Source organism: Streptomyces orinoci, assembly GCF_003121295.1.
Classification (GTDB): domain Bacteria; phylum Actinomycetota; class Actinomycetes; order Streptomycetales; family Streptomycetaceae; genus Streptomyces; species Streptomyces orinoci.
Window position 1 is genome coordinate 142,580 of the sequence record NZ_PHNC01000003.1, and the last position, 25,446, is coordinate 168,025.

At 69.9% G+C, this 25,446-nt stretch carries 25 protein-coding genes and 1 pseudogene; 15 read left to right on the forward strand and 11 right to left on the reverse strand.

Annotation, left to right across the window (positions count from 1 at the left end; genetic code table 11):
- Positions 1-426 precede the first annotated feature (426 nt).
- Both CV755_RS00730 and CV755_RS00735 read left to right on the forward strand, forming a co-directional pair.
- Positions 427-1,830, forward strand: coding sequence for an MFS transporter (locus tag CV755_RS00730; RefSeq protein ID WP_109278166.1), 1,404 nt, complete (start codon positions 427-429; stop codon positions 1,828-1,830).
- Positions 1,831-1,924: 94 nt separating this feature from the next.
- Positions 1,925-3,325: an NADP-dependent succinic semialdehyde dehydrogenase gene (locus CV755_RS00735; RefSeq protein WP_109278130.1), complete on the forward strand. Its 1,401-nt coding sequence runs from the start codon at positions 1,925-1,927 to the stop codon at positions 3,323-3,325.
- Between the two features lie 48 nt (positions 3,326-3,373).
- On the opposite strand, the gene dhaK is transcribed toward CV755_RS00735, so the two are convergent.
- Entirely contained in the window at positions 3,374-4,366 is a 993-nt protein-coding gene (dhaK, locus tag CV755_RS00740) for a dihydroxyacetone kinase subunit DhaK (RefSeq protein WP_109278131.1), read from the reverse strand.
- 249 nt (positions 4,367-4,615) lie between these two features.
- Here dhaK and CV755_RS00745 point away from each other — a divergent pair, with 249 nt between their 5' ends.
- From CV755_RS00745 to CV755_RS00755, 3 genes are all read left to right on the forward strand, one after another.
- On the forward strand, positions 4,616-6,112 hold the full coding sequence (locus CV755_RS00745; RefSeq protein ID WP_109278132.1) for a hypothetical protein: 1,497 nt from the start codon (positions 4,616-4,618) through the stop codon (positions 6,110-6,112).
- 107 nt (positions 6,113-6,219) lie between these two features.
- A complete protein-coding gene (locus CV755_RS00750) occupies positions 6,220-7,503 on the forward strand; it encodes an AAA family ATPase (RefSeq protein WP_109278133.1) in 1,284 nt (427 codons plus the stop codon).
- Between the two features lie 44 nt (positions 7,504-7,547).
- Positions 7,548-8,834, forward strand: a complete 1,287-nt coding sequence (locus CV755_RS00755) for a vWA domain-containing protein (protein WP_109278134.1) — start codon at positions 7,548-7,550, stop codon at positions 8,832-8,834.
- 102 nt (positions 8,835-8,936) lie between these two features.
- On the opposite strand, the gene CV755_RS00760 is transcribed toward CV755_RS00755, so the two are convergent.
- From CV755_RS00760 to CV755_RS00775, 4 genes are all read right to left on the reverse strand, one after another.
- Positions 8,937-9,494 (reverse strand): GNAT family N-acetyltransferase, encoded by a 558-nt coding sequence (locus CV755_RS00760; RefSeq protein ID WP_109278135.1) that lies wholly within the window; start codon positions 9,492-9,494, stop codon positions 8,937-8,939.
- Positions 9,495-9,534: 40 nt separating this feature from the next.
- Entirely contained in the window at positions 9,535-10,191 is a 657-nt protein-coding gene (locus CV755_RS00765) for a maltokinase N-terminal cap-like domain-containing protein (protein WP_109278136.1), read from the reverse strand.
- 181 nt (positions 10,192-10,372) lie between these two features.
- Positions 10,373-11,986 carry an alpha/beta hydrolase gene (locus CV755_RS00770; RefSeq protein ID WP_241560885.1) on the reverse strand — a complete coding sequence of 538 codons (1,614 nt, stop codon included), beginning with the start codon at positions 11,984-11,986 and terminating at the stop codon, positions 10,373-10,375.
- Positions 11,987-12,086: 100 nt separating this feature from the next.
- Complete coding sequence (locus CV755_RS00775; protein ID WP_109278137.1) at positions 12,087-12,830, reverse strand: metallophosphoesterase family protein; 744 nt, start codon at positions 12,828-12,830, stop codon at positions 12,087-12,089.
- Between CV755_RS00775 and CV755_RS35470 the strand changes: the two genes are divergently transcribed.
- From CV755_RS35470 to CV755_RS00805, 6 genes are all read left to right on the forward strand, one after another.
- On the forward strand, positions 12,829-13,713 hold the full coding sequence (locus tag CV755_RS35470) for a cytochrome P450 (protein WP_206608377.1): 885 nt from the start codon (positions 12,829-12,831) through the stop codon (positions 13,711-13,713). The genes CV755_RS00775 and CV755_RS35470 overlap by 2 nt on opposite strands.
- Positions 13,710-14,366, forward strand: coding sequence for a cysteine hydrolase family protein (locus CV755_RS00785; protein WP_109278139.1), 657 nt, complete (start codon positions 13,710-13,712; stop codon positions 14,364-14,366). The genes CV755_RS35470 and CV755_RS00785 overlap by 4 nt, the downstream gene beginning before the upstream one ends.
- Positions 14,367-14,680: 314 nt before the next feature.
- Positions 14,681-15,079 (forward strand): hypothetical protein, encoded by a 399-nt coding sequence (locus CV755_RS34020; RefSeq protein ID WP_153068547.1) that lies wholly within the window; start codon positions 14,681-14,683, stop codon positions 15,077-15,079.
- Positions 15,080-15,200: 121 nt separating this feature from the next.
- Entirely contained in the window at positions 15,201-15,893 is a 693-nt protein-coding gene (locus CV755_RS00795; protein WP_109278141.1) for an ABC transporter ATP-binding protein, read from the forward strand.
- Between the two features lie 89 nt (positions 15,894-15,982).
- The gene (locus CV755_RS00800) at positions 15,983-18,115 is read left to right on the forward strand and encodes a hypothetical protein (protein ID WP_109278142.1); all 2,133 of its coding nucleotides are present in this window, start codon (positions 15,983-15,985) and stop codon (positions 18,113-18,115) included.
- 336 nt (positions 18,116-18,451) lie between these two features.
- On the forward strand, positions 18,452-19,246 hold the full coding sequence (locus CV755_RS00805; protein ID WP_241560886.1) for an SGNH/GDSL hydrolase family protein: 795 nt from the start codon (positions 18,452-18,454) through the stop codon (positions 19,244-19,246).
- A gap of 487 nt (positions 19,247-19,733) precedes the next feature.
- Here CV755_RS00805 and CV755_RS00820 read toward each other — a convergent pair whose 3' ends face one another.
- From CV755_RS00820 to CV755_RS00825, 3 genes are read right to left on the reverse strand one after another with little or no spacing between them, the layout of a single operon-like run.
- Positions 19,734-20,042: an SDR family NAD(P)-dependent oxidoreductase gene (locus CV755_RS00820; protein ID WP_109278145.1), complete on the reverse strand. Its 309-nt coding sequence runs from the start codon at positions 20,040-20,042 to the stop codon at positions 19,734-19,736.
- Positions 20,042-20,170 (reverse strand): hypothetical protein, encoded by a 129-nt coding sequence (locus CV755_RS36585; RefSeq protein WP_277751769.1) that lies wholly within the window; start codon positions 20,168-20,170, stop codon positions 20,042-20,044. The genes CV755_RS00820 and CV755_RS36585 overlap by 1 nt, the downstream gene beginning before the upstream one ends.
- Positions 20,143-20,721, reverse strand: a complete 579-nt coding sequence (locus tag CV755_RS00825) for an acyl-CoA dehydrogenase family protein (protein ID WP_109278146.1) — start codon at positions 20,719-20,721, stop codon at positions 20,143-20,145. Before CV755_RS00825 ends, CV755_RS36585 begins: the two co-directional genes overlap by 28 nt.
- Here CV755_RS00825 and CV755_RS00830 point away from each other — a divergent pair.
- From CV755_RS00830 to CV755_RS00840, 3 genes are read left to right on the forward strand one after another with little or no spacing between them, the layout of a single operon-like run.
- Positions 20,685-21,395: a condensation domain-containing protein gene (locus tag CV755_RS00830; protein WP_109278147.1), complete on the forward strand. Its 711-nt coding sequence runs from the start codon at positions 20,685-20,687 to the stop codon at positions 21,393-21,395. The two genes, CV755_RS00825 and CV755_RS00830, sit on opposite strands and share 37 nt — an antisense overlap.
- Positions 21,392-21,637 (forward strand): phosphopantetheine-binding protein, encoded by a 246-nt coding sequence (locus CV755_RS00835; RefSeq protein ID WP_109278148.1) that lies wholly within the window; start codon positions 21,392-21,394, stop codon positions 21,635-21,637. Before CV755_RS00830 ends, CV755_RS00835 begins: the two co-directional genes overlap by 4 nt.
- Positions 21,634-22,914 (forward strand): aminotransferase class III-fold pyridoxal phosphate-dependent enzyme, encoded by a 1,281-nt coding sequence (locus CV755_RS00840; protein WP_109278149.1) that lies wholly within the window; start codon positions 21,634-21,636, stop codon positions 22,912-22,914. Before CV755_RS00835 ends, CV755_RS00840 begins: the two co-directional genes overlap by 4 nt.
- Before the next feature lie 12 nt (positions 22,915-22,926).
- Here the strand turns inward: CV755_RS00840 and CV755_RS35670 are convergent, their stop codons facing one another.
- The 3 genes and pseudogenes from CV755_RS35670 to CV755_RS00850 all read right to left on the reverse strand — a co-directional run bounded on the left by CV755_RS35670 (position 22,927) and on the right by CV755_RS00850 (position 24,803).
- On the reverse strand, positions 22,927-23,457 hold the full coding sequence (locus CV755_RS35670) for a phosphatase domain-containing protein (RefSeq protein WP_241560890.1): 531 nt from the start codon (positions 23,455-23,457) through the stop codon (positions 22,927-22,929).
- Positions 23,458-23,580: 123 nt separating this feature from the next.
- Positions 23,581-23,898, reverse strand: a pseudogene (locus CV755_RS35675) (AAA family ATPase); the annotation flags it as partial.
- Positions 23,880-24,803, reverse strand: coding sequence for an EamA family transporter (locus CV755_RS00850; protein ID WP_109278151.1), 924 nt, complete (start codon positions 24,801-24,803; stop codon positions 23,880-23,882). The pseudogene CV755_RS35675 and the gene CV755_RS00850, both read right to left, overlap by 19 nt.
- Before the next feature lie 73 nt (positions 24,804-24,876).
- Between CV755_RS00850 and CV755_RS00855 the strand changes: the two genes are divergently transcribed.
- On the forward strand, positions 24,877-25,446 hold a 570-nt coding region (locus tag CV755_RS00855), incomplete at its 3' end, for a LysR family transcriptional regulator (RefSeq protein ID WP_153068548.1).

Genomic DNA, 25,446 nt, shown 5'->3' on the forward strand with positions numbered 1-25,446 from the left:
AAGTTCTCGGGCGTGCAAGTTCCCAATGTCGAAGAAAAGAGCGGGCAAAATTCCGCAACGTCCCGGCGCTCTGGCTTGAACCGCTCGACAACCCGCTCTATGCCGAATCCCTTCGCTTTGCTAAAGTGTCTGTTGCGTATTCTTCCGAGCGCAGTCGGGAGTCGGTGAGGATGCACCGCAAAAGCATATGATCGACCGCTCGCTCAACGTCATCGAGTGCGGCTGTTCCCCTTTTGGGAAGAGCGATCCGGCGAGTCGGGCGATGACCCGCCGCGCCCCCTGACCCAGGGGTGAGCGCGGGAGAAGTACGAGGTCAGACCGGCCAACGTCCCCATCGCTTTGCGCACTTTCACCCCCCTCCGGGCCCTTGGCGCCTGCTCGACACCGGGCGTTCGCTGCCCGTTCGAGATGAATTCAGGGATGCGCATGAAAGCTTTTAGGGTGACTCGCGAGTTTCCTCTCGCATTGCGACTGCTATTGATCAACCAGTTTGGGATCGATATCGGGTTCTATATCCTGGTGCCGCTTCTGGCAGCATATCTGGGACGGGATCTGGGAATGTCCGCGGCCCTTGTCGGGCTGGTGCTGGGCATCCGTAACCTGGGCCAGCAGGGCCTGTTTCTGCTGGGCGGCTCGGCCGCCGACCGGCTGGGACCCCGAACGGTGATCATCGCCGGGTGCGCCCTGCGCACCCTGGGCTTCTCGCTCTTCGCCTTCGGCAGCACCCTGCCGGTGGTCTGCGCGGCGTCGGTGCTCAACGGGCTGGCGGCGGGGCTGTTCTACCCCTCCGCCCGCGCCTATGTCGCCCTGGCGCCGGGCGTCCGCAAGGCGGAGGCCTTCGCCCTGCTCAATGTGTACGCCACCATTGGCTCGCTGATCGGGCTGGTGCTGGGCAGTGTGCTGTATCTGACCGACTTCCGCATCTGGGCGGTGGCCGGAGCCGGGGTCTTCGCCCTGCTGACCGTGGGGCAGGCCATGGTGCTCCCGGACGGCCAGCCGGTGCCCGCGAACCGGGGCAGTGTGCTGGGCGACTGGCTGGAGGTCTTCGGCAACCGCAGGTTCCTGCTGTTCTCCTTCGCCACCACCGGCATGTTCACCGTGGAGAACCAGCTGTGCCTGCTGCTTCCGGAGGGCGCCCGGCAGGCGTCCGGCTGGGACGGGGCGGCCGGGGTGCTGCTGGGCCTGGGCGCGGTGGCCAACCTCTTCCAGCTGCCCATCACCCGGGCGCTGGAACGGCATGGCGGCGGTCCCCGCTGGGTGGGCCCGGGGCTGGTGGTGATGGGGCTGTCCTTCCTGCCCCCGCTGCTGATCTGCGCCGCGGGCGCGCCCAATGGGGCGCGGGAGATCGCCCCCCGGATGGTGATCATGATCCTGGGGTCGCTGCTGCTGTTCTTCGGGACGATGGTGGCGCACCCGGCAGTGCTGGAGATGATCCCCCGGTTCGGCCGGGAGTCGCTGGCCGGGACCTACTTCGGCCTCTTCTACGTCTTCGCCGGGCTGACCGCGGCCGGCGGCAACGCGGTGGTCGGGTGGTCCATGGACACGGCCAAACGGACCGGCCTGCCCTGGCTGCCCTGGGTGTGCTGCACCGGCTTCGGGCTGTCCTCGGCGCTGGCGGTGGCGGTGCTCTACCGGATGCGGGCGCTGCCGGACCGCCCCGGCGCCCAGGTGGTGGAGGGCACCGTGATCTCGCCCGGACTGCCGGCCGCCGCCGCCGCCGAGTCCGGCCAGGAGGCCATGGGCGGCTGGGACACCGCACGGCTGCCCGGACCGGGCCGGGCCGCGGACGACGCCGACCGGCCCCCGCGCTCCTCCCGCCCCCCGCGCTGACCCGGCCCCCGACGGGACCGGCCGTCTTGCGCCGTACCCCGGTGCGGCGCAAGGTCGAGGGGTCGGCAGCAGCGAGTTGTGAGGAAGGACGTCCATGGCCATCGCGACGGTGAACCCCACGACCGGCGAGACCCTCAAGACCTTTGAAGAACTCGGCCCTGAGGAGATCGAGCGACGGGTGGACACGGCCGCCGAAGCGGCCAGGCGCTACCGCACCACCTCCTTCGCCGAGCGGGCCCGGCTGCTGGGCGCCGCGGCGGACCTGCTGGAGGAGGACCAGCAGGACATCGCCCGCACCATGACCCTGGAGATGGGCAAGCCGCTGGCCGCCGCCCGCGCCGAGGCGGCCAAGTGCGTCAAGGCCATGCGCTGGTACGCCAAACACGCCGAGGGCCTGCTGGCCGACGAGCACCCGGCCGAGGCGGACGTCAAGGACTCCGGCGCGGTGAGCGCCCGGGTGCGCTACCGCCCGCTGGGCGTCGTCCTGGCCGTGATGCCCTGGAACTTCCCGCTCTGGCAGGTCATCAGGTTCGCCGCCCCCGCCCTGATGGCGGGCAACGTCGGCCTGCTCAAACACGCCTCCAATGTGCCGCAGACCGCGCTCTATCTGGAAGACCTCTTCCGTCGCGCGGGATACCCCCCGGGCTGCTTCCAGACCCTGCTGGTGCGTTCCAGTGCCGTGGAGGCCGTGCTACGGGACCACCGGGTCGCCGCCGCCACCCTCACCGGAAGCGAACCGGCCGGGCGCGCGGTCGCCGCCGTCGCCGGTGACGAGGTGAAGAAGACGGTCCTGGAACTGGGCGGCAGCGACCCCTTCCTGGTGCTGCCCTCGGCCGATGTGGACCGCGCGGTGCGGGTGGCGGTCACCGCCAGAGTGCAGAACAACGGCCAGTCCTGCATCGCGGCCAAACGCTTTATCGTGCACACCGACATCCATGATGTCTTCACCGAGCGCTTCACCGCCCTGATGGACTCCCTCACCGTGGGCGACCCCATGGAGGAGTCCACCGACATCGGCCCCCTCGCCACCGAGCAGGGCCGCGACGATCTGGCGGCGCTGGTGGACGACGCCCTGCGGCACGGCGCCACCGCGATGTGCGGCGGACGGCGCCCCACCGAGCCGGAAGCCCTGACCAAGGGCTGGTTCTACCCGCCCACGGTGCTCACCGGCGTCACCCCCGGAATGCGCATCCACCACGAGGAAGCCTTCGGCCCGGTGGCCACCGTCTACCGGGCACGCAACCTCGATGACGCGCTGCGGATCGCCAATGACTCGCCCTTCGGCCTGAGTTCCAACGTCTGGACCCGGGACGAGGAGGAACAGGAGCGCTGTGTAAGGGACTTGGAGGCGGGCGGCGTCTACTTCAACGGAATGACCGCCTCCCACCCGGCCTTCCCCTTCGGCGGCGTCAAACGCTCCGGCTACGGCCGGGAGCTGTCCGGTCATGGCATCCGCGAGTTCTGCAACGCCACCACCGTCTGGCACGGGGCCTGACGGGGCCCGGTACGGAGCCTCAAGGGCTCTCCGCACCCTGACAACCCCTCAGCACCCCCAGCGCAGCCCCGGCGTCCGCACCGGTGCGTCCCACAGCCGCAGCAGTTCATCATTCACCTGACAAAGCGTCACCGAGGCGCCCGCCATGTCCAGCGAGGTGACATAGTTGCCCACCAGCGTCCGGGCCACTGCCACCCCGCGCTCCCGCAGCACCCGGTGCACCTCGGCGGCGAAGCCGTAGAGCTCCAGCAGGGGAGTGCCGCCCGCGCCATTGACCAGCACCAGCACCGGGGCGCTGGGGCGCAGGTCCTCCAGCACGGCGTCCACCGAGAAGTCGGCGATCTCCCCGGCGGTCATCATCGCCCGCCGCTCCCGCCCCGGTTCCCCGTGGATGCCCACCCCCAACTCCAGCTCGCCCTCCGGCAGTTCGAAGGTGGGGCCGCCCTTGGCCGGAGTGCTGCAGGCGGACAGGGCCACCCCGAAGCTCCGCGAGGCGTCGTTCACCCGGCGGGCGATGGACTCCACCCGCTCCAGCGGCGCCCCCTGCTCGGCCGCCGCCCCCGCGATCTTCTCCACGAAGAGGGTGCCGCCGGTGCCCCGGCGGCCCGCGGTATGGGTGCTGTCCATCACCGCCACATCATCGTTGACCAGCACACTGGCCACCTGGATGCCCTCGTCCTCGGCCAGTTCGGCGGCCATATTGAAATTGAGCACATCGCCCGTGTAGTTCTTCACGATGAACAGCACCCCCCGCCCACTGTCCACCGCGGCCGCCGCCCGCACCAGCTGATCGGGCACCGGCGAGGTGAACACCTCTCCCGGACAGGCCGCGTCCAGCATCCCCGGCCCCACAAACCCCCCATGCAACGGCTCATGCCCCGACCCGCCACCGGACACCAGCGCCACCTTCCCCTCGACCGGCGCGTCCCGCCGCAGGATCACCCGCCGCTCCACATCGACGGTCAGCTCGGGATGGACGGCCGCCATACCGCGCAGAGCGTCGGAGACCACGGTCTCGGGGACATTGATCAGCATCTTCATGCGGGGCTCCTCGGGTCTGGGCGGACAGGCCGCGTTTCCGGGTCAGGGAACAGTACCGAGACCGGAGGCGGACGGGAGAGTGCCGGTACGCGCTGCCGCCGACCGTGTTGGCGCTCCATGTGCGCCGCAGGGAGCCCGCTGGGCGGTCCAGGGGAACTGACAGATCGCGATCGGGCTGCTTATGATGCGGGCGATGAAGAACTTCTCCTCGTATCGATTGGGGGAATCGTTCGCGCAAGGTGAGTGCTGATGGCACATCACATCGCGAACCCGATTCCGGCCCACCTTTTGATGTGGCAGCGCGTGCGTGAGTACGCCGTGCCACCCTCCATGATCGAGACCGCGACCGCGCGCCGTGCGGCCGGTGACTGGGCAGGGGCCTGCGCCGCCGCCCGGATCGACGTCGATCTCGATCTGCGCGCCGTACGCGACCGCCACGGCACCGAACTCGTCACTCGCCTCCGGGCAGATCTGCGCCGACTGGCGCCGGATCTGCTCCGCTGGCATATGCCGCGGATCGCCCCCCACGGTCGGCTCCGGCCCGGCCTCACCATCTCCCTGGCTCGTTACCGGAGTTACGGTGCCACACCGCTGCAACTGGTGGTGCGGACACCGCCGGCCTGGGCGGCCGCCGGGCAGCGGATGTCGCTGGCCCTGTGGGAGGGGTCCGGGGACGGCGCCCCTCGGCACCATCCGCATACGCACCCGCATCCCGGCCGGCGTTTCCGGCTCGACCTGCACCGGCACCTCTGGGATGCCGGACGGAGCGGCGAGCTGGCCCGGCGGTGCGGTGCGGACGGGGCATCGCCCGGCCGGCCCGACGTACCCGGGCGGCCGGCCGGGCAGGATGGGCGGGACCTGCCCGATCTGCTCACCGACCACAATTCTCCATGGGCGCCGGCACATTGGGCCACCGAGGCGGAGCTGCTGTTGCGGGCCGAGGGGCACCCTCGCGGGGCCTTCGCCGTGCGGCTCGGTATGCGAAGACGCGCCGTCTTCGAGCTCATTGCCCCCGACGACAGTCATGCCCCGGCGTTCCGGTCGCTGCGGGAAGCGCTGCCGCCGCAGGAGGTTGCGGCGCTTCCGGTACTGCCGGAGGCGGCGGCCCGGGTCCTGCCGGATCTGGAGCTGCTGCGAGCCGGGCTGGTCTCGGCCGGGCAGCTGCATCCGCTCGTCGCCGCGGCACTGGAGGCCGCCGGTCCGGCACCGGCGGCAGGCCCCGCTCCGGAGCCGGGCGATCCGCACCGGGTGGAATGCCGGGGCCGGGTCCACCGGATCGCGCTGCGGGACGGGGCGCTGACGGCAGTCGATCACGACCCGGCCCAACTGCGCCGAGAGGAGCTACTGGTGGCGCTCGGCGGTCCGGCGCTGCCGTGCCTGCGGGCGATCGACGCGGTGCACCGCAACCCCGAGGCACTGCCCGCGGTCCGGGAGCGGCTTGGCCACGGTGACATCACCGGGGCGCTGGCCGTGGTCGAAGGGTTGCTCGGCCCTGGTGCGGTCCTGCGCGACGGGCCGCTCCGGGACGAGCTGGAGTCGGCCGCCGCTCGCCGCATCGACCACGGGCTCTTCCGCTCGGGTCTGGTCGGCACCCACCCCGCTGCCGGTGCCGCCGGAGGCGGGAACGCCTCCGGCGCGGGGCACGCGGAGGCGGGCCACCGTCCCCGGCTCGACCGTCGTACGCCTCCCGCACTGCGCGGCAAGCGGACCAGCCGGGCCCGGCCCCGCACCGGACTGCCCCACTGACCGGCCGCCCGCCCAAATCCCCTTCCCTGCCGCGCATCTCACGCCACACGCCCCCCGACTCCCATGGCGGGCCGTCCCCTTCCCTTCTTCCACCCCAGGTGATGCCCATGACTTCCGCTGCCCTCCTGCCTGCCCCGGTTCCCGCCACCGACGTACCCGGAACCAGCGCCCAACTCGCCCTCGCCGATGACCTCCTCACCCTCCTGCGGACAACCACCACCGAGCCGCGCCCCGACGAGCAGCTCGAAGCACTCACCGTGGCCGTGGCGGCCGACCTGCCCGTGCTGCTCTGGGGCGAGCCCGGTATCGGCAAGACCTCGGCCCTGACCCAGCTCGCCGCCTCCCTCGGCCTGCCGCTGACGACCGTGATCGCCAGCGTCCATGAACCGTCCGACTTCTCCGGCCTGCCCATCCTGGGCGACGACCCCGCGGTGCAAGGCGTGCCGATGGCGCCTCCCCAGTGGGCAGTTGAGCTCGTACGGGCCGGACGGGGGCTGCTCTTCCTGGACGAACTCTCCACGGCCACCCCGGCCGTCCAGGCCGCGCTGCTCCGGGTCGTCCTGGAGCGGAGGGTCGGTACGCTGCAACTCCCGCCAGGAGTAAGGATCGTGGCCGCCGCCAATCCGCCCGCGTCGGCTGCGGACGGGTGGGAGCTGAGCCCGCCGCTGGCCAACCGGTTTGTGCATCTGCACTGGGTGCACGAGCGGGAGGTGGTGGTACGCGGACTGGGCGGGGTCTGGCCCCGTGCCGAGCTGCCCCACCTGGCGCCGGAGCGGCTGCCGGAGGCGGTGGCCTTCGCCCGGCGCGCGGTCTGCGGCTTCCTGCGAGCCCGGCCGGCGCTGATCCACCGGCTGCCCAGCACCGAGACGCGGCGCGGCGGCGCCTGGCCCTCCCCCCGCAGCTGGCAGGCCGCGCTGACCCTGCTGGCCTTCGGCACGGCGGCCGCTGTCTCCCGGGAGGTGCTGGCGCTGCTGGTGCGGGGCGCGGTGGGGGACGGCCCGGGGCTCGAACTCCTCGCTCATCTGGACCGGATGGACCTGCCGGATCCGGAGACGCTGCTGGCCGACCCGGCCTCCGCCGAACTCCCGGTGCGGGGCGATCTGCGTCAGGCGGCGCTGGACGCGGTGGTGGCCGCCGTCGGGGCACGGCCGGAGCGGGAACGGTGGGAGGCGGCCTGGGCGGTGCTGGCCCGGGCGCTGGAAACCGGCGCCCCCGACCTGCTGGCCGCCCCGGCGACCACGCTGGCCGCGCTGCGGCGCGACGACTGGGAGGTGCCGGAGGCGGTGGAGCGGCTGGCCGGGGTGGTCGGAATCGTCCGGCGGGCCGACCGGTCGGTGGCCCGGGCCACGGCGTCCGCCGAGGCCGGGCGTACGTCGGCGGTGCGCCGATGACGGGGGCCGAGAGGCGCCCGGGGCCGCACCCGCTGCCGCGACCGATGCCCCGGCCCGCGCCGCCGCGCCCGGTGCGGGCCGCCGCGCCGGGCCCACTGGACGACCACCCCGAACTCCCGCTGGACACCGAGAAGTTGCTGGCCGCCCGCCTGCACGCGGTAAAGGTCCGTCCCTACCTGGCCGACGCGCTCTTCGCGCTGCAAGTGGTGGAGGACCGGTGGGTACCGACCATGGCGGTGGACGCGCACTGGCGCTGCTATGTCTCTCCCGGCTTTGTGGCACGCACCCCGGTGGGGGAACTGGCGGGCGTCTGGGTGCACGAGGTCTCCCACCTGCTCCGCGACCACCACGGACGGGGCGAGCGGTATGCACGGGAACACGAGGAACACGGGCCGGGCGAGAGGCTGCGGCGGAACATCGCCGCCGACTTCGAGATCAACGACGACATCTACGGTGACGGTCTGCCCCTGCCCGCCGGGGCGGCGCTGCCATCGATGCTGCGACTGCCCGACGGGCTGTTGATGGAGGAGTACCTGCGCACGGCCTCGATGTCCGCCCTCGCCGCGGACCTGGCCTGGCTGGACTGCGGCAGCGGTGCCGACGGGCAGAACCGGCCGTGGGAGCTGGGGCCCGACGGGGCGCATGGGCTGAGCCGACAGCAGCGGGACGCGGTCCGCTTCCGGGTCGCCGAAGGGATCAAGGGCCGGCCGGGCGACGCACCCGAGGGGTGGCGCCGGTGGGCGGACGAGGCATTCCACCCACCGCAGCCCTGGCGGCAGTTGCTGGGTGCGGCGGTCCGCTCGGCGGTGGGTGCGCCCGGGGCGGGCGAGGACCACAACTACCGGCGTCCGTCCCGGCGCTCCGCCAGTGTCCCCGGGGTGCTGCTGCCCAGCCTGCGCCGTACGCCGCCCCGGGTCTGCGTCGTCATCGACACCTCCGCTTCGGTGAGCGACGCCGAACTGGGCAGTGCGCTGCTGGAGTTGACGGCGATCTCGCGCGCCGTGGGCGGGCAGCGCGACCTGATCTCGGTGATCTCCTGCGACGCGGCGGCCGGGATCGCCGTCCCGCTCTGCCGCGCCGAGAACATCCCGCTGACCGGCGGCGGGGGAACGGATCTGCGCTCTGGCTTCTCCCGGGCGCTCCGCACCCGGCCCCGCCCGGACGTGATCGTCGCCCTGACGGACGGCCAGACTCCATGGCCTTCGACGCAGCCTCCCTGCCGCACCGTCGTCGGCCTCTTCCCCCGCCCCGCCCGCACCGCGGACGAGGAGGACCCCGACTACGTCCCGGATGCCCCGCCGCCCTGGGCACGAGTCGTCACCATCGGCTGAGAAAGCGTGTGACGCGGCATCGCTACCCGTCCCGAGGAGCCGTGACCATCTGCCTGGCCGGGCTCCACATCGGCATCTCCCTCTGGCTCGCCCGCTGCCCGCTCAGGCGCAGGACCTGCTCATATACAGCGCCTGCTCGCCCTGCGAGGCGGTGCCCCCGTAGAGGGTGGTGTCCAGCCCGCAGAAGGTGAAGCCCATGCGCCGGTATGCGTGGATCGCCGGCGCGTTGACATTGGTGACCTCCAGCCAGAGATGCCCGGCACCCCGCTCATGGGCGAAGTCCGCCGCGAGCCCCATCAGAGCGCGGCCGACTCCCCGGCCCCGGTGTTCCGGGGCGATCTCGATGTCCTCGATGGTCAGCCGGCGGTTCCAGGCGGAGTAGGAGACGGTGACAAACCCGGCCAGGCCGCCGGCGGGCCCTTCGGCGACGAAGGTGCGGGAGTCCGGGTCGTCCTCGTTGTCACCGTCCGGCGTGTCCTCGGGAAACACTTTGGTCAGGGGCGGATCCACCGGGAGCTCCCGCAGGGTGAAACCGCCCTCGGTGACCGTCACTTGGAAGACGGTGCCGGTGGTGAAGGAACCGTCCAGGGCCTTGATGGCCCCGGTGTCCTCGGGGACGGCGGCGCGGTACCGGTAGGCCGTGTCGTCAGCAGTGGCCATGCCACGACGCTATGACCGCCCGGACCACGGCAGGACGGATTCACCGGAGCTGCAGGAAGACACCCCGGGGCTCGGTGCCGTCCGGCAGGCTCCAGGGGGCCGTGACAAAGCCCCGGGCCTCATCCCCAGGGGTCCGCTGCCCGGCTTGCAGCACGCGTGTGATGTGCACCCGCAGCGGGCGTTCGCCTGCCTCGGGCTCCACCACCAACTCGGTGCCGTCCGGCCCATCGGTGACCGCCGTCGTCCTGACCGCCACCGGGAACGCTGCCCCGCTGAAGTGCGAAGTGACCGAAGGATCGGGCGTGTTGGACTGGCTCCTCGCCTGCGGCTCGGCGCGCCCCTGGAGGAGCTCCAGCACCTGGGCCACCAGCACCGGGTCGTGCGTCCCGTCGTACACCCACCGCTTCCCCAGCACCCCGTGCCGGGAGGTGCCGATGAGTGCGTGCTCGGCGCCTTCGAGGGGCGCTCCACGGTAGGTGAGCGGCAGGTGGTACGAGACCGGTCGCTCGCCGGACTCGTCCGTGGCCACCATGAGTTCGATGCCGACCTCGCCCAGGGGATCGTCGAGACGGAAGCCGCCGGTCCTGGACAGCCGTGGCGGGCGTCCCGTGCCGAGATACCACGGCCGGTCGAGGAGCCAGGGGGCGAGAATCTCCAACTTGGTGGGTTTCATAGTGGTTTGGTAAACGATACCCATGCCCGTACAACGTTTCCCGGCGGCGCATCCTTCCGCGACCGCAAGTGATCACCGGCATACTTGACCGCAACCGGACCGGGCTGTCGGCGCCGGTGAACCGCGCCGAGCCGCGCGGGTGCGATGGGCGGCGGAGCGAGGGCGGTCGCCCGCCGCCGTGTTACCGGATCCGTGCCCGGTTCGGTTACCGGACGCCGTGGACGGCTTCCCGGTCGGTGGGCCGCAGGCCGGTCCCGGCCTTCAGGGAGGCGGCGGGCGGGTTGACATAGACCGGCGCCGGGTCGGGCTCCGGGGCGCAGGTCTTGGCGATCAAACCCTTGCCGGTGGGCAGGCTGCCGTCCCGCAGATAGGCGGTGAAGGTGTCGTCCAGGCAGGGGTTGTCATGGAAGAGGATCTCGTGGAAGCTGCCGCCCTTCTGGACGACCAGCTTGGATCCGGGCAGCGCCCGGTGCATGGCGACACCGCCCTGGTACGGCGTGGCGGCGTCCTCGGTGGCCTGGAAGAGCAGGACGGGCGGCAGTCCCTTGCCGGTGATCTTCAACCGCCCGGCCTGGTTGCCCTGATAGGGCCAGAACATGCAAGCGGCGTTGTACCACATGTTGTTATAGGTGTAGAAGGGTGCCACCGCGTTCACAGTGGCCTGGTCCTTCTTCCAGAACTCCCAGTCGCGCGGCCAGTTGTTCTCGGTGCACTGGACCGCGTTGTAGGCCGGGAAGGTGCCGTCGTCGGCGCCCGGGGCGGCGTAGTTGTTGTAGGCGATGTTCAGCGGCCGGGTGTCGTGCTTGGTGAGGTAGGCCGAGAGCACGGTGGCCATCCGCGGCCAGCGCAGGAAGTTGTAGCCGCCGCCGTAGAAGGTGTCCTCGAACTCGGCGGGGCCGATCTTGCCGGGGGCGGGGGCGGCGTCCACCGGGTTGCTCCGCAGCGCGTCCTCGACCTGGTCGTACTTCCGCTTCACCGTGGCGGCGTCGGTGCCCAGGTGGTAGACCGAGTCGGCCTTGGCGGTCCAGGCCGCGAAGGCGTCGAACCGGCGCTGGTGTTCCTTGTCCTGCAGGATGTTGTGGTCGTACCAGCTGATGGTGGGGCCTACGATGCTGTCCAGCACCATCCGGCGCACATGCGAGGGGAAGAGCTGACCGTAGGTCGAGCCGAGCGAGGTGCCCCAGGAGCCGCCATAGAAGTTGATCTTCTGGGTGCCGAGTGCACGCCGGATGCTGTCCATGTCACGGGCGTTGTCCACCGTGGTCATATGCGGAAGGAACCAGCTCCAGTTGGCCGCGCAGTCGGCCGCATACTTGGCCGACTTCTCCAGCCAGGCCTGTGAAGTGCCCTTGCTCACCCGGTAGTCCGGCCGCTCGCCGTCGAAGTAGTGGGCGTCACAGGTGACATGCGGTTCGCTGGCGTTGGTGCCGCGCGGGTCGAAGCCGATCCAGTCGTAGGTGGCGGCGACGTCCTTGGGGACCTTTCCGGAGATATAGGCGGGCATCCACAGGCCCGAGTCGCCGGGGCCGCCGGGGTTCAGCAGGATCGGGCCCTGCCGCTTGCTCTTGGGCGCGGTGGCCGGCAGCCGGTTCAGCTTGATCTTGATTTTGGTGCCCTGGGGATGTGCGTAGTCCAGGGGCACTTCGAGCATCGCGCACTGCAGCTCTGGGGTGGTGGTGTCATGACAGGAGCTCCAATTGAGCTTGCCCTGGCCGGTGTTCTGTGCGGCGGGCAGGGCGGCGGAGGCGGCTGGGGTGACACCCGCGAGGACTCCGCCGATGGCGGCGACGGCCGAGATGACGGCTCTTGCTCTTCTCATGGGGAGAATCATGTGACATGTACAATGTCACAGGTCCATATGGTGAGGGGTGCGTTATTCAACTGTGACCGTTCCGGCGGGCGTTGCGGCCGACGGTGAGTCAGCTCCGACCGCCGAAAAGGGCGGACGCCTCCTCCGCCGTGGCCCGTGCGTTGAGGAAGTAATCGGCCCAGGCCGCGGCCTGCTCGAAGGCGGAGTCCGCGGCGATACGCGCGATGGCGCGCTCCACATCCAGCGGGGTGCGGCGCAGTTGCACATCCGGGCCCAGCAGGGCCCAGTGCGCTCCGGCTCTGCCGTACGGCATCCCTACGCTGCCCGGGTTGACCACCAGCCGGCCGGCGGCGAGCCGGGTGAACGGCATATGGGTGTGGCCGCAGACAACGGTGCCGACCGCCGGGTCCACCCCGGCGAAGACCTCCGCCCACCGCTCGGCCCCGGAATCCACCAGCACCACCTCCTCGTCATCACGCGGGGTGGCATGGCAGAACAGCACCTCACCCAGTCCGCGCACCGAGAGCGTCAGGGATGTCGGCAGGGCCGCCAGGAAGTCGATGTGCTCCTCGCGCAGGCCCTCGGCGGCCGAGGGGCCGATGGGGTCGGGGATGGAGGTACGCAGCCCGCGCCGGTACTCCACCAGTTCCCGGTCCGCATTGCCCCTGATCCACCGCGCCTTGTCGCCCAGCCCGGTCAACAGGTCCATCACCTGCGCCGGTTGCGGCCCGCAGGCGATGTCCCCGGTGAGGACGATCAGATCCGCGGCGGCGACATCGGGCTCCGCCAGCACGGCCTCAACGGCGGGCAGCACGGCATGAACATCGGAGAGTACGGCCACTCGGTTCACCATGGTCCCAGTATCCGCCGCAGCCGCCAACGCCGCTCAACCCCCGCCGGAAAGCCCAACCAGCCCGGGAAACAGCAAAGGGTGGCGCGTGGGTGGGGTGAGCCCGCCGCAGGCGACAACAACGCCGCACCCGGCAACGCACCCAAACCACAGGAACCGCCCCGCCCTACGAACCCTCACCCACCACAGCGGCAAAGCGTTCCGGCCGTACCAGCAAGGACACCGCCGAGGCCAGCGCCGCCGCCACCGCCGCCCCCAGGAACGCCCGCCCCGCGGAACCGCCTCCCGCCCCGGCCAGCTGACCCGCCACGGCCGACCCCACTCCGTACCCCGCCCACATAAATGTGCTCATCCAGGCGAAGGCCTCGGTGCGGTGCTCCTCCGGCGCGGCCTTGCCCAGGACGACCTGGTGCAGGGTGTCCCGGGGGCCGCCGACCAGGCCCACCCCCAGCAGCAGCACTCCGGCCGCCCACAGCAGGGAAACCCGGCTGACGGCGATCAGCAGGACCGCCGACGCCGCGTGATACAGGGCCAGTTGGCGCTGGGGACGCCCCTTGCGCTCGCGCGCCCCGGCTCCGCCAACCGAGACCCGGCGGTCTTCCCCGACCCCGACCGCTATGATGTCTCCCGCAAATCCCCGGACAAGGTCTCCTTCGGTGCCGGCCGGCACCGCTGCCTCGGCGCCCGGCTGGCCCGCCTGCAAGCCCGGCTGGCCCTGGGAGCGATGGCCGCCGCGGTGGCGGGCTACGAGGTGGACGAGTCCGCGGCACGACGGGTGACGGCGGCTGAGGCGCGGGGGGTTTCTGTCCTTGCCGACGAGGGTGCGATGGCGCTGAGCGGCGGCGGGTGCGGCCACAACGGACGCCCCGCAGGACGCCCCCGATGAAGCCCAGGACACATGCCTGGCGGATCGAGGAGTGTGAGTACGTCCGCCAGGAGCAGCGGCGCGGCCGTCGTCATGCCTACCAGCACCTCACGCCCGCACGGACGGCGCTGGTCGTCATCGACATGGTGCCGTTCTTTGTGTCCGAGGCTCCCTATGCGCTGGGCATCGTCGCCAACATCACATGCCTGGCGACCACCTTGCGCGCGGCAGGGGGCAGGGTGGCCTGGATCCTGCCAGCGGGACTCCCCGCGCGTGAGGACTTCTTCGGCCATCGCGCCGCCGAGCTGCTCGGCCACTGCTCCGGCAACGGACCACCGCACCGGCGCCTTTGGCCCGCCTTCCAGGTCCACGACACCGACCTCGTCACCGAGAAGACCGCCGCCAGCGCGTTCTTCCCGGGGCGCTGCCTGCTTCCCCTGCTCCTCGGACAACGCGGCATCGACACCGTGCTGATCAGCGGCACGGTGACCAATGTGTGCTGCGAGTCCTCCGCACGCGATGCAAGCACCCTTGGCTACCGGGTCATCATGGTCGCCGATGCCAACGCCGCCCGCCGCGACGCCGACCACAACGCCACGCTCTACACGATCTACCGCACCTTCGGCGACGTCCGGCCCACTGCCGAGGTGCTCGAACTCATCGGGCGGCACTGACGATTGCCTACGACGACAATCGGCCATCCCGTCACCCGAGAAGGGAGGGAGCAGTACGTTCCCTCCTGATGGGGATGCGGAACTCACTGTGTCACAACGGATTCCGCATCCGTGTGATCGCTGGGGCGGCGCATGGCCAGGCAGGTGTGCAGTCACCCTTCCGGTTTCGATGCGCGTGCCATTTACATGGGCAACTTACCTTATTTTGCAACCACTTGACCAGGTGATCACTTTCGGTCGGCCCGATGGGGACTCCTTGTGAGCGGGCAGGGCGCACGAGGAGGATGTGAGGCACGAGGACGGAAGTGGCGAGAGTGACTACGGCGCGCTGCGGCCGACCCATAGAGCCGGGAATCCCGGCAAAAAGGGGAGGGACTGACATAGTGGTGAAGAAAACGGTTGTGGGTTTAGCTGTGGCAACTCTGGCCCTGCTTGGCGCCTCTCCGGCGCTGGCCCAGATTGACGCCTACTCGCCCAGCGGGAAGGCTTGGGCCTCCACGGGGTACCACGACACTGCCGTGTGGCTCAAGCAGAATGGGGACGGAAAGTCCCATGCCGACTACTACCGCACTGACGACGACTCGCCCTATCACCTGTGGAACAAGAACGGGGGAGTGACGAACAGCTCCAGAGGCGCGACCATCTACAGAATGCGTGCCTGTGACTGGGTTCCGGACAATGATGATAACTGTGGTGGCTGGAACACCAATTAACCCGTTCCAGGCTGGATGACGCAAAGCGCGGCCGGGCGGTAACTCAGCCGCTCGGCCGCTTGGCGTCTGAAACGGTCCGCTCCAGGAGCGAGAAAAAGGCATAATGGTTCAAAACGCAGCGATGTTCATGGCGGGCAAGCCCGTACTGTCCTTACGAGGCGTGCGCTATCAAATAGGTGATCGCCTGCTTCTGGACAACATCGACTTCGACTTGCGGGCCGGCGAGTCCATGGCCGTCGTCGGGCCCAGTGGAAGCGGTAAAAGCACCTTGCTCGGGTGCGTTCTTGGGCTCATGCGTCCGTCGTCGGGCTCGGTCGAGGTGGGCGGACGTGACATCGTAAGGATGCGTCGGCGCGAGTTGGAGCGGCAACGCAGCAACTATATGGGTGTCGTCTTCCAATTCGGCGAACTCCTACCCGAGCTCACACCGGTCGAGAATGTGGCGCTGGCCGCGCTGCTGGCCGGAACGAAGGCGGACGAAGCATGCCGGCGCGCAGAGAAGCTGCTGGACGAACTCGGCGTCCCCCACGGAGGAGCAGCGACGCTCCAGTTGTCCGGCGGTGAGCGGCAGCGCACCGCACTGGCCCGTGCCCTGATCAATGAGCCGGCGCTGTTGTTGGCCGACGAACCAACGGGCGCACTGGACTCGGACACCCGGGACAGCGTCGCGGATCTGCTGTTCTCACTTCCGGGGCGCTGGGGCTGCGCCTTGGTGGTGGTCACTCATGATGGCCAAGTGGCCGAACGGGCCGATCACTGCCTGGAATTGAGGGACGCCAAACTCATCCGGCGTGGTGCGGGGGTGCAGCCGTGACGGTGTCCACAGGCCCTGCGCTACACCGGCAGTTGCTTCGCCTGGGGCGCTCCGCCGGCAAGAGCTCCGCGGGCGGACGGATCAGAGCGGTGGCCTTGGCTCTGGCCGCCGCAATGCTGGCTCTGGGCTTCTCATCGGTCATCGCCGTCTACGCTTCCTACCAAGGGATCGAAGAACGTACCGCGGCACGGGCCGTCCAGTACGCCGGTGCCCCGGACCGCAAGCCGGTGGCGATGCTCCTGGACGGATTCGACGACGTGGACGGCTTGCAGCACAGCGTCGTCTACCTCCGGCCCGCGGGTCCGGGCGTTCCACCGCCGCCAGGGGTCCGCCGATGGCCCGCTCCGGGAGAGGCGGTACTTTCTCCCAAACTGGCGGAGCTGTTGGAGGCGCGGGGAGCCAAGGAGCGCTTTGGCAAGGTCGAAGGGAAGATCGCAGATTCCGGACTGGCGAGCCCCGGTGAGGAACTCGCCTATGTCAATCCCACCGAAAGCCAGTTCCGCAACGCGAAATTCCGCCAGGTATTCGGCTTCGGCAAGCCCGGGCAGGGCATCTTCGGTGACCCCTTGTTCATCAAGGAACGCAGTCGGCTGCTCAATGCGCTGTACCTGTTCCTTGTACCCGCCGCCGTGCTCGCCGTGGTGGCCGCCCGCATGGGGTCGTCCGGACGGGACAAGCGCACGGCACTGGTCAGCGCTCTTGGCGGCGGATGGCGGGCCAGACTGTGGCTGAACCTGGGTGAGTCCACGTCCCCGGTTCTGCTGGGCGCGCTCATGGGCAGCCTGCCCGGCATCGCAGTGGCTCTCACCGCCGATGTCCGGCTGCCATGGATCGACTACTGGATGTCCTCCTCCGACCTGCGTCACTGGTTGTGGGCGCTGGCCTGTGCCGGGGGCGCGGCCGTGGTGCTGCTCCTTGGTCTGGTCTGTGTGCTGCATCGGGCGGGTAGCAAGCGCGCGCCGGGTTCCACGCGGCTGAGCGCACGCAGGGGCCAGGCGCTGCGATGGGCCGCGCTGGCCTGCCCTTTGTTGGTGTTCGCCACCGTGTGGGGGCCAGAGCAACTGGACCCGGAACAGTACGGGGACCTCAGGCGCAGCCTGTACAACGCGGGTGTTGCTGCCGTGCTGCTGACCCTGCCGTGCGCGGTGGCAGTCGTGGTGATGGCTGCAGGGGGCCGGCTGGCCTCGTCGGCCCGCCGGACCGGCCAGGCGGGAGCGCTCGTGGCAGGGCGGGACGTGGCCAAGCATCCGGGAACGGTCGCACGACTGGTCGCGGGAGTGGGCATTGCCATGGTGGCGGTCAGTCAAGTGCAGCTTACGAGCGTGCAATTCAGTGCCAGTGCGGCGGCGGCGCGCCAGACCGCGGCGCGGATCGGTAAGAGCGTCCTGGTGATGGAACTGCGCCCGAACAGGGTGGAGAAGACACAACTCGATGATGTGCTGCGCCGTCTCCCTCCGGAAACCCAGACCCTCGCACTCATCCCGGCGCACGATCCGGGCACCGGCCCATTGCTCCGAGGGTCCTGCTCCGTGCTTACCGCGCTGCGGCTGGGATGTCCCGCCGAAAGGCAGACGTTCGCAGTCCCCGGGCCGAATCCGCGAGTCGCAGAAGCCGTCCGCTGGACCGGGCCCATGCTTCACAACTTTGAAGTCCAGCAGGGCGCTCCGCTGCAGGATTGGCCGAAGTCCGGCGTACAGACGCTGCTCCTGGCCTCGGCGCATGGCCGCGATCTGCCCGTGGACGACATCAAACAGTTGGTCAGGGACCGGCTTCCGGTCGCCTCGGGGCAAGTGGACGTCCCAGGGGCGAGCTGGCTCCAAGGCGCCAACCTCGGCGCGGCGCACGGCAGATGGGTCAAGTTCCTGGGTGTGCCAGGGGTATTCATTCTCGGCCTGGCTTTTGTGCTGAGCAGTCTGGCGGAATTCGTCCGGTTCAGCGCGTTCGTCGCACCGCTGAGTGTGCTGACCGGACGACGGCGGATCTTCTACTCCACCGCCTTGTGGTCCCTGCTGGCACCGATGCTGGTGGCCATCGGGGCAAGCTTCGTGGTGTCGGACTGGCTGGCCGCCCCCCAAGAAGACCCCGTCAAGGGCATTCAGCTGTCCACCTCCATGCTTGCAACAACGGCTGCTTCCCTGGCCTCGCTGGCGCTGCTGGCCTGGTGGTGGGGTGGCAGATCCGCCATACGTCTGGCGGGTCGTTGGCGACCCTATGGGGAATGACGACCAGGGGCGGTTCGTCTCATCGGCTTGGCGCTGACATCCTCCGGGAGGTGTCGCCGCGCCATCGGTTCTTGGCACTGCCCAGGTCTGTCGTGGCAGGCCCCTTCACCGCCAACGCCGGTCATGGGCCCGAAAGGTGTCGGGTCGTGGGGTGCAGTTCCTCAAGTAGCCACAATCGGACGGCTATTCCGGTTTTTCACTCATGAATTGGTCGAGCACTGTGACGCCATGCCGCCACGGAGCTTTTCCCAGACTGCCCTTGGGCACACCCGATTGAGAATTACTTCCTTGATTTCTAAATCTGAAATATGCGGCAGAGTTGTAACGTGGTCATGGGTGGTGCACGCACTGATCGCAGCCCTGATGGCAAGTCTGCTGGCCGCCGCCGCGCTATACCCTGACGCGGCCAGAACTGACGCGTCCACGACCACCATCAAGAACTGGACGGTGCCACGACTGGCGGTGATGCCTCTTGGCGACTCGATCACCTATGGCACCGGTAGCTCAACCGGGTCCGGCTACCGCGGTGAACTCTGGAAACGGTTGACCCCGCACACCGGTAACCTCCACTTCGTCGGTTCGCAGCGGAGCGGCAAACTGTCCGACCCCGCCCATGAAGGGCACTACGGCTGGAAGATCGGCGGTCTGGTCGACAATATCGATAAGTGGCTGATCGCGGCGAAGTCCAATGCGGTGCTGGTGCATATCGGCACCAATGACATGCACGACAACTATCGGGCTGACCAGGCCCCCGGCCGGCTCGGCGAGCTGATCGACAAGATCACAACGGCTGCCCCCAACATGACCGTACTGGTCTCATCCCTGGTTCCGTCGACCGACGCGGGAACTGAGAAGCGAATTGAGAAGTACAACGCCGCCGTGCCACGAGTGGTCAAGAAGCGCCGCGGCAGGGGCTTTCAGGTAGGATTTGTTGATATGGGCAAGGTCACCACTCATGACCTCCGTGACGTCCTGCACCCCAACGACAGCGGCTACTCCAAGATGGCCGCTGCCTTCTACGACGGCATCGCCCGCTCCGCAGAGGACGGTTGGATCAAGGAGCGAGTCGGCATCAAGCCCGTTCCATCCGCAAGGCATCCGTTGGCGACTGCATTCGGCCCACGGCATTGAGCACCGGATGACCGCGCGGGCCCTGCGTTCGACGGCCCAGCGCATCCAGGCTCTGCGAGCCGGGGCCAAGGACCTGGAGAACGAAATCTCGGCCCGGTCCGGCAGCTGGCGTCCGAGCCCTGCATGGTCTGACCTCTTGCCGCCGGCCGGTTCAGGTCAGCCCTGACGCTTGGTGGAAGGCGACTGCTGCCGAGTGCCGCGCCCGGTTCACACCGTCACCCCCCAGTGACCGGCAGCACTTCCCCTCTGATGAAGCCGGACTCCTCGCTCGCGAGGAAGGCGATCACCTTGGCGACTCGGATGGCCGCCCCACCCGCCGCACCGGGGTTCGCGCGGTGGCCACTCGTTGCAGGGCGGAGAGTTGGGCCCCATGGCGGGCCGCGCTGGTGCGGGACATGGCGGTGGCGCTGCTGTCGCTCGTACGGCAGCACCGCCTGGGACATCAAGAAGGGGGGCATGGAGGTTGAGCTCCAGTACCAACTCCCAGTCATCGGAAGTTATTTTCGGCGAAGGGGCGGTCACTGGTGAGGCCGGCGTTGTTGATCAGCACCGTGGGCGGGCCCAGTTGGGCGGCCACTTGGGCGACCGCAGTGCCGATCCTGGCCGGATCGGTGACATCGGCGGGGACGGCCAGGGTGAAGCCGCCGCCTTCGGTGATTTCGCGGACGGTCCGTTCGCCGGCCTCCGCGTCCTTGTCGAGGACCGCGACGGCCAGGCCGTCCCGGGACAGCCGGATGGCCGGGGCGGCGCCAATGCCGCTGCCTGCTCCGGTGACAATGGCCACGCGCTGGTTCATCACGCCCCTTCCGACTCCCGCCACAGCACCGCCGGGCGCCCCAGGCGCACCGCCTCCACCGCCGCCAGTTCGCGGTGCCGGTGCACCGGAGCGTGCCGGGTCAGGGCGAAGGGGCCGTGCACATGCACCGCCCAGGACGTGGCCTCCAGGGCGTGCTCGACCGCGTAAGCCAGGGCCCGCCGCCGCCGTTGCCGCGGGCTCGTCGCGGTCGTTCAGCCAGGCCGCGTGGCACCAGCAGGCGTACTGCTTCCTGGTGGGCGTACTGTGCGGCCAACGGAAAGGCCACTGCCTGCCGTTCGGCGAGCGCGGTGCCGAATTGGCGTCTGCGCACGGACCGTTGAACGGCCAGCCGGTGGACGCCGGTGGCCAGACCCAGGAGGTATGCCCGCCTGCCGGATGCGCCCCGGGTCCGGGCCCGGTCGGCCGGGACCAAGGCGCGGTCCCATGCCGCGGCTCGGCCGCGGTAGTCGTTGCGGGCGGCATGGCGGCCCAGTTCCTCGGCCACGATCACGCCCATGGACAGGCCGAATCCCAGTCCGTCCCGCTCCATTGGGCATTCCAGGGCGTAGAGGTCGAGGTCGGTCAGGCAGGAGGTGACGTCATCGGGGTCGGTGTCCACCAGGGCGGCACGCAGGGCCAGCGATAAGTCGCGCTGATGCTTGTCGAGTTGGCGATCCATCGTTCAGTCCACCAGGTTCGGCAGGTGCTCGGCCAGGGTTTGCAGCATCATCTCGGAGGTGCCGCCGGAGAGCCGGAGCCCCGGGGCCTCCCGTCCTCGCCGCCTTCAACGCCACCCTGGCCGGCCACACCGGACAGACCGATATCGCCGTGGGCACCCCGGTGTCCGGACGCAAGAACCCCCAACTGGAGCCGCTCATCGGGTTCTTCGTCAATACCCTGATCCTGCGCACCGACTGCGCCGGCGACCCCTCCTTCACCGAGCTCCTGGCCAGGACCCGGGAGACCGCACTGGCGGCCTACCGGCACCAGGACCTGCCCTTTGACGCGCTGGTCAGCGCCCTCAATCCGCGCCGCGCACCCGGCTACTCCCCGCTGGTCCAGGTGATGTTCTCGCTCCAGGACGCACGAGGACGCGGCCTGCGGCTGCCCGGCCTGAGCACCGAAGTGCTCGATGTCTTCAACGGCACCGCCAAGTTCGACCTGGATCTGGTGCTCACCCACCGCGAGGACGGCATCCAGGGCGCGGCCGAATACGCCCGCGACCTCCTCGACCCGCCGGTGGTCGAACACCTCTGTGCCCAGTACACGCGGCTGCTGACCATGGCGCTTCGGGCACTGCATACCCCGCTGTCCCGGCTGAACCGGACCCCCACGAAGGGAAGCACACCATGAGCGCTGGTACCGAGACCGAGAAGGCCGTGGCCGAAGCATGGTCCGTGGTGCTGAAGAAGGACGGCTTCGGCATGGACGAGGACTTCTTCGCCATCGGCGGCAACTCCATGCTGGCCACCGTGGTCACCTACCGGCTGCGGGAGCGGTTCGGCGTCGAACTGCCGCTGCTGCTGATATTCGAGCACCCCACGGTGACCGAACTGGCCACCGCCATCGACCAGATCATCGCCGGTGACGAATGATCAGCCCCGCCGACTACCCGCTGTGGAACAGCCCCGCCATGAGCGCCTACCTCAAGGAGGTCTCCCCGGAGACCATGCTGGCCGAGGGGCGGGGCGTCCGGGTGCGGGACGCCGGGGGCCGCTGGTTCCTCGACGCCCGCTCGGGGCTGTGGAATGTGACCCTCGGCTATGACCATCCGGGGGTGAAAGAAGCGATCAAGCGGCAGCTGGACACCCTCCCCTATGCCAACCTGATCGGCTATGGCAGACCCAGTGCCCTGTCCCTGACCGCGGCCGGCGCCCTGCTGCCGCATCTGCCCGGCCACCTGAGCAAGATCCGCTATTGCGGCAATGGTTCACAGGCCGTGGAGACGGCGGTACTGCTCTCCCGCTTCCTCCACCGCGCCGAGGGCGCCCCCGAACGGGAGGCGGTCTTCGGGATGTGGCGCGGCTTCCATGGGCTGGGGGCCGGAGCGGGCGCGCTCACCGGCATCCCCTATCTCCACCACCAGGCCGGTCCCTTGCTGCCCGGGGTGGCACACGCGCCCGGCCCCTTTGAGTCGCACGGCGACGGCGGTACCGAGGATCTGCGGCTGGCGATGGCCGACTACGGGCCGGAACGGATCAGCGCCGTAGTGGTGGAGCCGGTGGTCGGCGAGGGCGTACATGTGCTCACCGAGGACTATCTGAGATCACTGGCCGGCTTCTGCCGGTCGAACGGCATCCATCTGATCATTGACGAGGTCACCACCGGCATGGGCCGGACCGGCGCCTTCACCCGCACCGGACAACTCGGCCTGCGGCCCGACCTCCTCACCCTCGGCAAGGGACTCACCTCCGGCTATGCTCCGCTGTCGGCCGTGGTGCTCTCCGCGGAGTTCTATCAGCGGCTGCACCAACTGCCCCTGGAACGGCAGCTGTTCGTGGGCTCGACCCACGACGGGCATCCGCTGGCACTGGCCGCCTCCCTGGCCGTGGTGGAGGCCCTCACCACCGAAGGGGTGCTGGACAACGTCCGGGAGCGCGGCCGCGAGCTGGAACAGCGGCTCAACGATGTGGTGAAACGGCACCCTTCGGCCACCGCGGTCCGGGGCACCGGACTGATGTACGCCATCGAGGTGGACCGGCCCGATCTGCTCAGGCACGCCATGGAGGCCCGCGGAGTCCTGGTGTCCACCCTCGCCCGGTGGCCGGCCATTGTGATCATTCCGCCGCTGGTGATCTCCGCCGACGAGGTGGAGGAGATCACCCTGGTCCTGGACCAGGCACTGGGCGAACTCCCCGGACTGGCCGGATGAGTCCGGCTCCGGTCAGGTACGGCCCTCGCGCTCCTGGACCTGCTCCAGCAAGGGCTGGGGCTCCGCCCACCGCGCGTGCAGCACCCGGAACCCGGCGGCCTCATAGGCCGCGCAGACCTGCCGGTCGTCGTCCACCACGGCGGTCACCGGCCGCTGCGCGGCCAGGCCGCGCAGCAGCTCGGGTTTGAGGGTACGGGCGGGTCTGCGGTCGCCCTCGGGGCGCATCAGCAGCCGGCCGGCGGGCAGGCTGTGCCGGGCGAGCCAGTCCACGGTGTCCTCGCGGCAGCTCTCCGGGCGGCCGGTGAGGTAGGCGAGCTCACTGTGGCGGGCGCAGGCCAGCGCCAGCCGGACGCCCTCGTCCAGCGGGGGATCGGCCGGGGCCGCGGCGAAGAAGGCGTCCCAGTCCCGGGGCACGCCCCGGACCAGATGCAGCCGGTGCCGGACGTCGGCCAGCGTCCCGTCCAGGTCGAACACGGCCAACGGACGCGGACCGCCGCCCGGTTGCCCGCCGGTCTCCGGGGCCCGGCCGGCCGGGCGGACCAGGAATCCGCCCTGCCCGTCGAGCCGTACCTCGTGCACGGCGTCGAAGCCATCGGCCGGTGTGGGGCGGCGCAGGCGTCGGAGGGTGCTGTGCAGACCGGTCTCGGGCACCCGTTCCGGGCCCTCGCGTGTGGCGTTGCGCAACAGGGAGCCGATGATGTCCGGGGGGAACCAGTAGGCGAGGACCGGGACGCCATGCGAGCGGGCGGCCCCGATCAGCGGCTCCCACTCGGCGGGTGAGGGATTGGTGTTGTCCACCACCACCGGGACGTCCTGGGACAGCGCCTCGTCGATCAGCCGCATCTGACGGCGCTGGCGGTGTTTGGCGCGCCGGAAAAGGTCCTTGCTGACCAGGGCGTGGGTGTGGGCGAAGACGCGGGTGTAGAAGGTGGATTTGCCGGAGGCCTGCAGGCCGATCAGCACGATCAGTTCGGTTTGCGGCATGGGGCCATTGTGCGGCTTGGCCGATGGAGGGCGGGCGGCGCCGGGTTTGCCGGCCGCCCCGGGAATCGGGTGCCGATGGCGATTCCGGCCACCACCAGCAGGGCGGCGGCGAGGACCGGGGCGGATATGCGCTCGCCCTGCCACACCCAGGCCGCCGCCAGCCCGAAGACCGGGACCAGCAACGAGAACGGGGCCACCGTGGGGGCGTCATAGGTGCGCAGCAGATATCCCCAGGCGGCGAAGCCGAACAGGGTGGCGCCCCAGGCCACATAGAGCGCCGCCCCCGCCCCCGGCAGGGTGAGATGCCGCAGGGCATCGACGTCCCGGTGCCAGCCCTCGACGGGCACCGAGAGCAGGGCCAGCGGTATGGGCGGGATCACGCTGACCCAGACCATGAAGCGGAAGGTGTCGGGCGGACCGGCCTTGCGCATGGCGATATTGGACAGCCCCCAGCAGGCGCCCGCGCCGATCACCAGCAGCAGCCCGGCTGGTGTGGCGGTGTCCGACTCCACACCGGCCAGGACGATGCCCGCCGAGGCGATGGTCATGCCCACCAGCTGGGCCCGGCGCGGGCGTTCGCGCAGCAGTACCACCGCGAACAGCATGGTGAACACGGCCTGCCCCTGGAGCACCAGGGAGGCCAGCCCGGGCGGCATTCCCCTGTGCATTCCGATGAAGAGCATGCCGAACTTCAGGATTCCCAGGGCGACTCCGACGGCCAGTACCCAGCGCCAGGCCACCCTGGGCGGCCCGACAAAGAAAACCGCGGGCAGTGCCGCCAGCAGAAACCGCAGGGCGGAAAAGAGCAGAGGCGGAAAGTCCTTGAGACCGACGTCGATTACCACGAAATTGACGCCCCAAATGGCGGCGACCAATACCGCCAGGGCGAGGTGAACGGGTTTCATGCCGGATATCCCAGCAGCCGTGGTGCCCGGCAGCCAGCGCGGATCGCTGAAGGAGGGGCTTTAGCATCGCTGCATGATTGATCTCAGCCGGCTGCGTGCGCTGCGAGCCGTGGCCACCCATGGCTCCATCACGGGGGCGGCCGCCTCCCTGGGCTATACGCCCTCGGCCGTTTCGCAGCAGATGGCGAAGCTGGAGCGCGAGGTGGGGGCACAACTGCTGGACCGGCAGGCGGGAAGGGTGGAACTCACGCCCGCCGCCTGGCTGTTGACGGAGGCGGCCGAGGAAGTGCTGGGGGTGCTGGAGCGGGCCCGGGCACGGCTGGAGGAACAACGCGACCTGCCCGCCGGGCGGCTGGTGCTGGCGGCCTTCCCGACCGCCTGCCGAGGGTTTGTGGCCGCCGCCCTGGCCGATCTCTCCGGGCCTTATCCCGAGTTGGACTGCCGGTTGCTGGAGACCGACCCCACCCGGGCGATGGGCCAGGTGGTACGGGGCGAGGCCGACCTGGCGATAGTGCACGACTGGCACAACATCCCGCTGCGGGTGCCCCCTTCGCTGTCCGCCGTCGCTCTGGGTGAGGACCGTGCCGATGTGGTGCTGCCGCAGGGGCATCCGCTGGCGGGCCATGAGTGGCTGTCCCCGGAC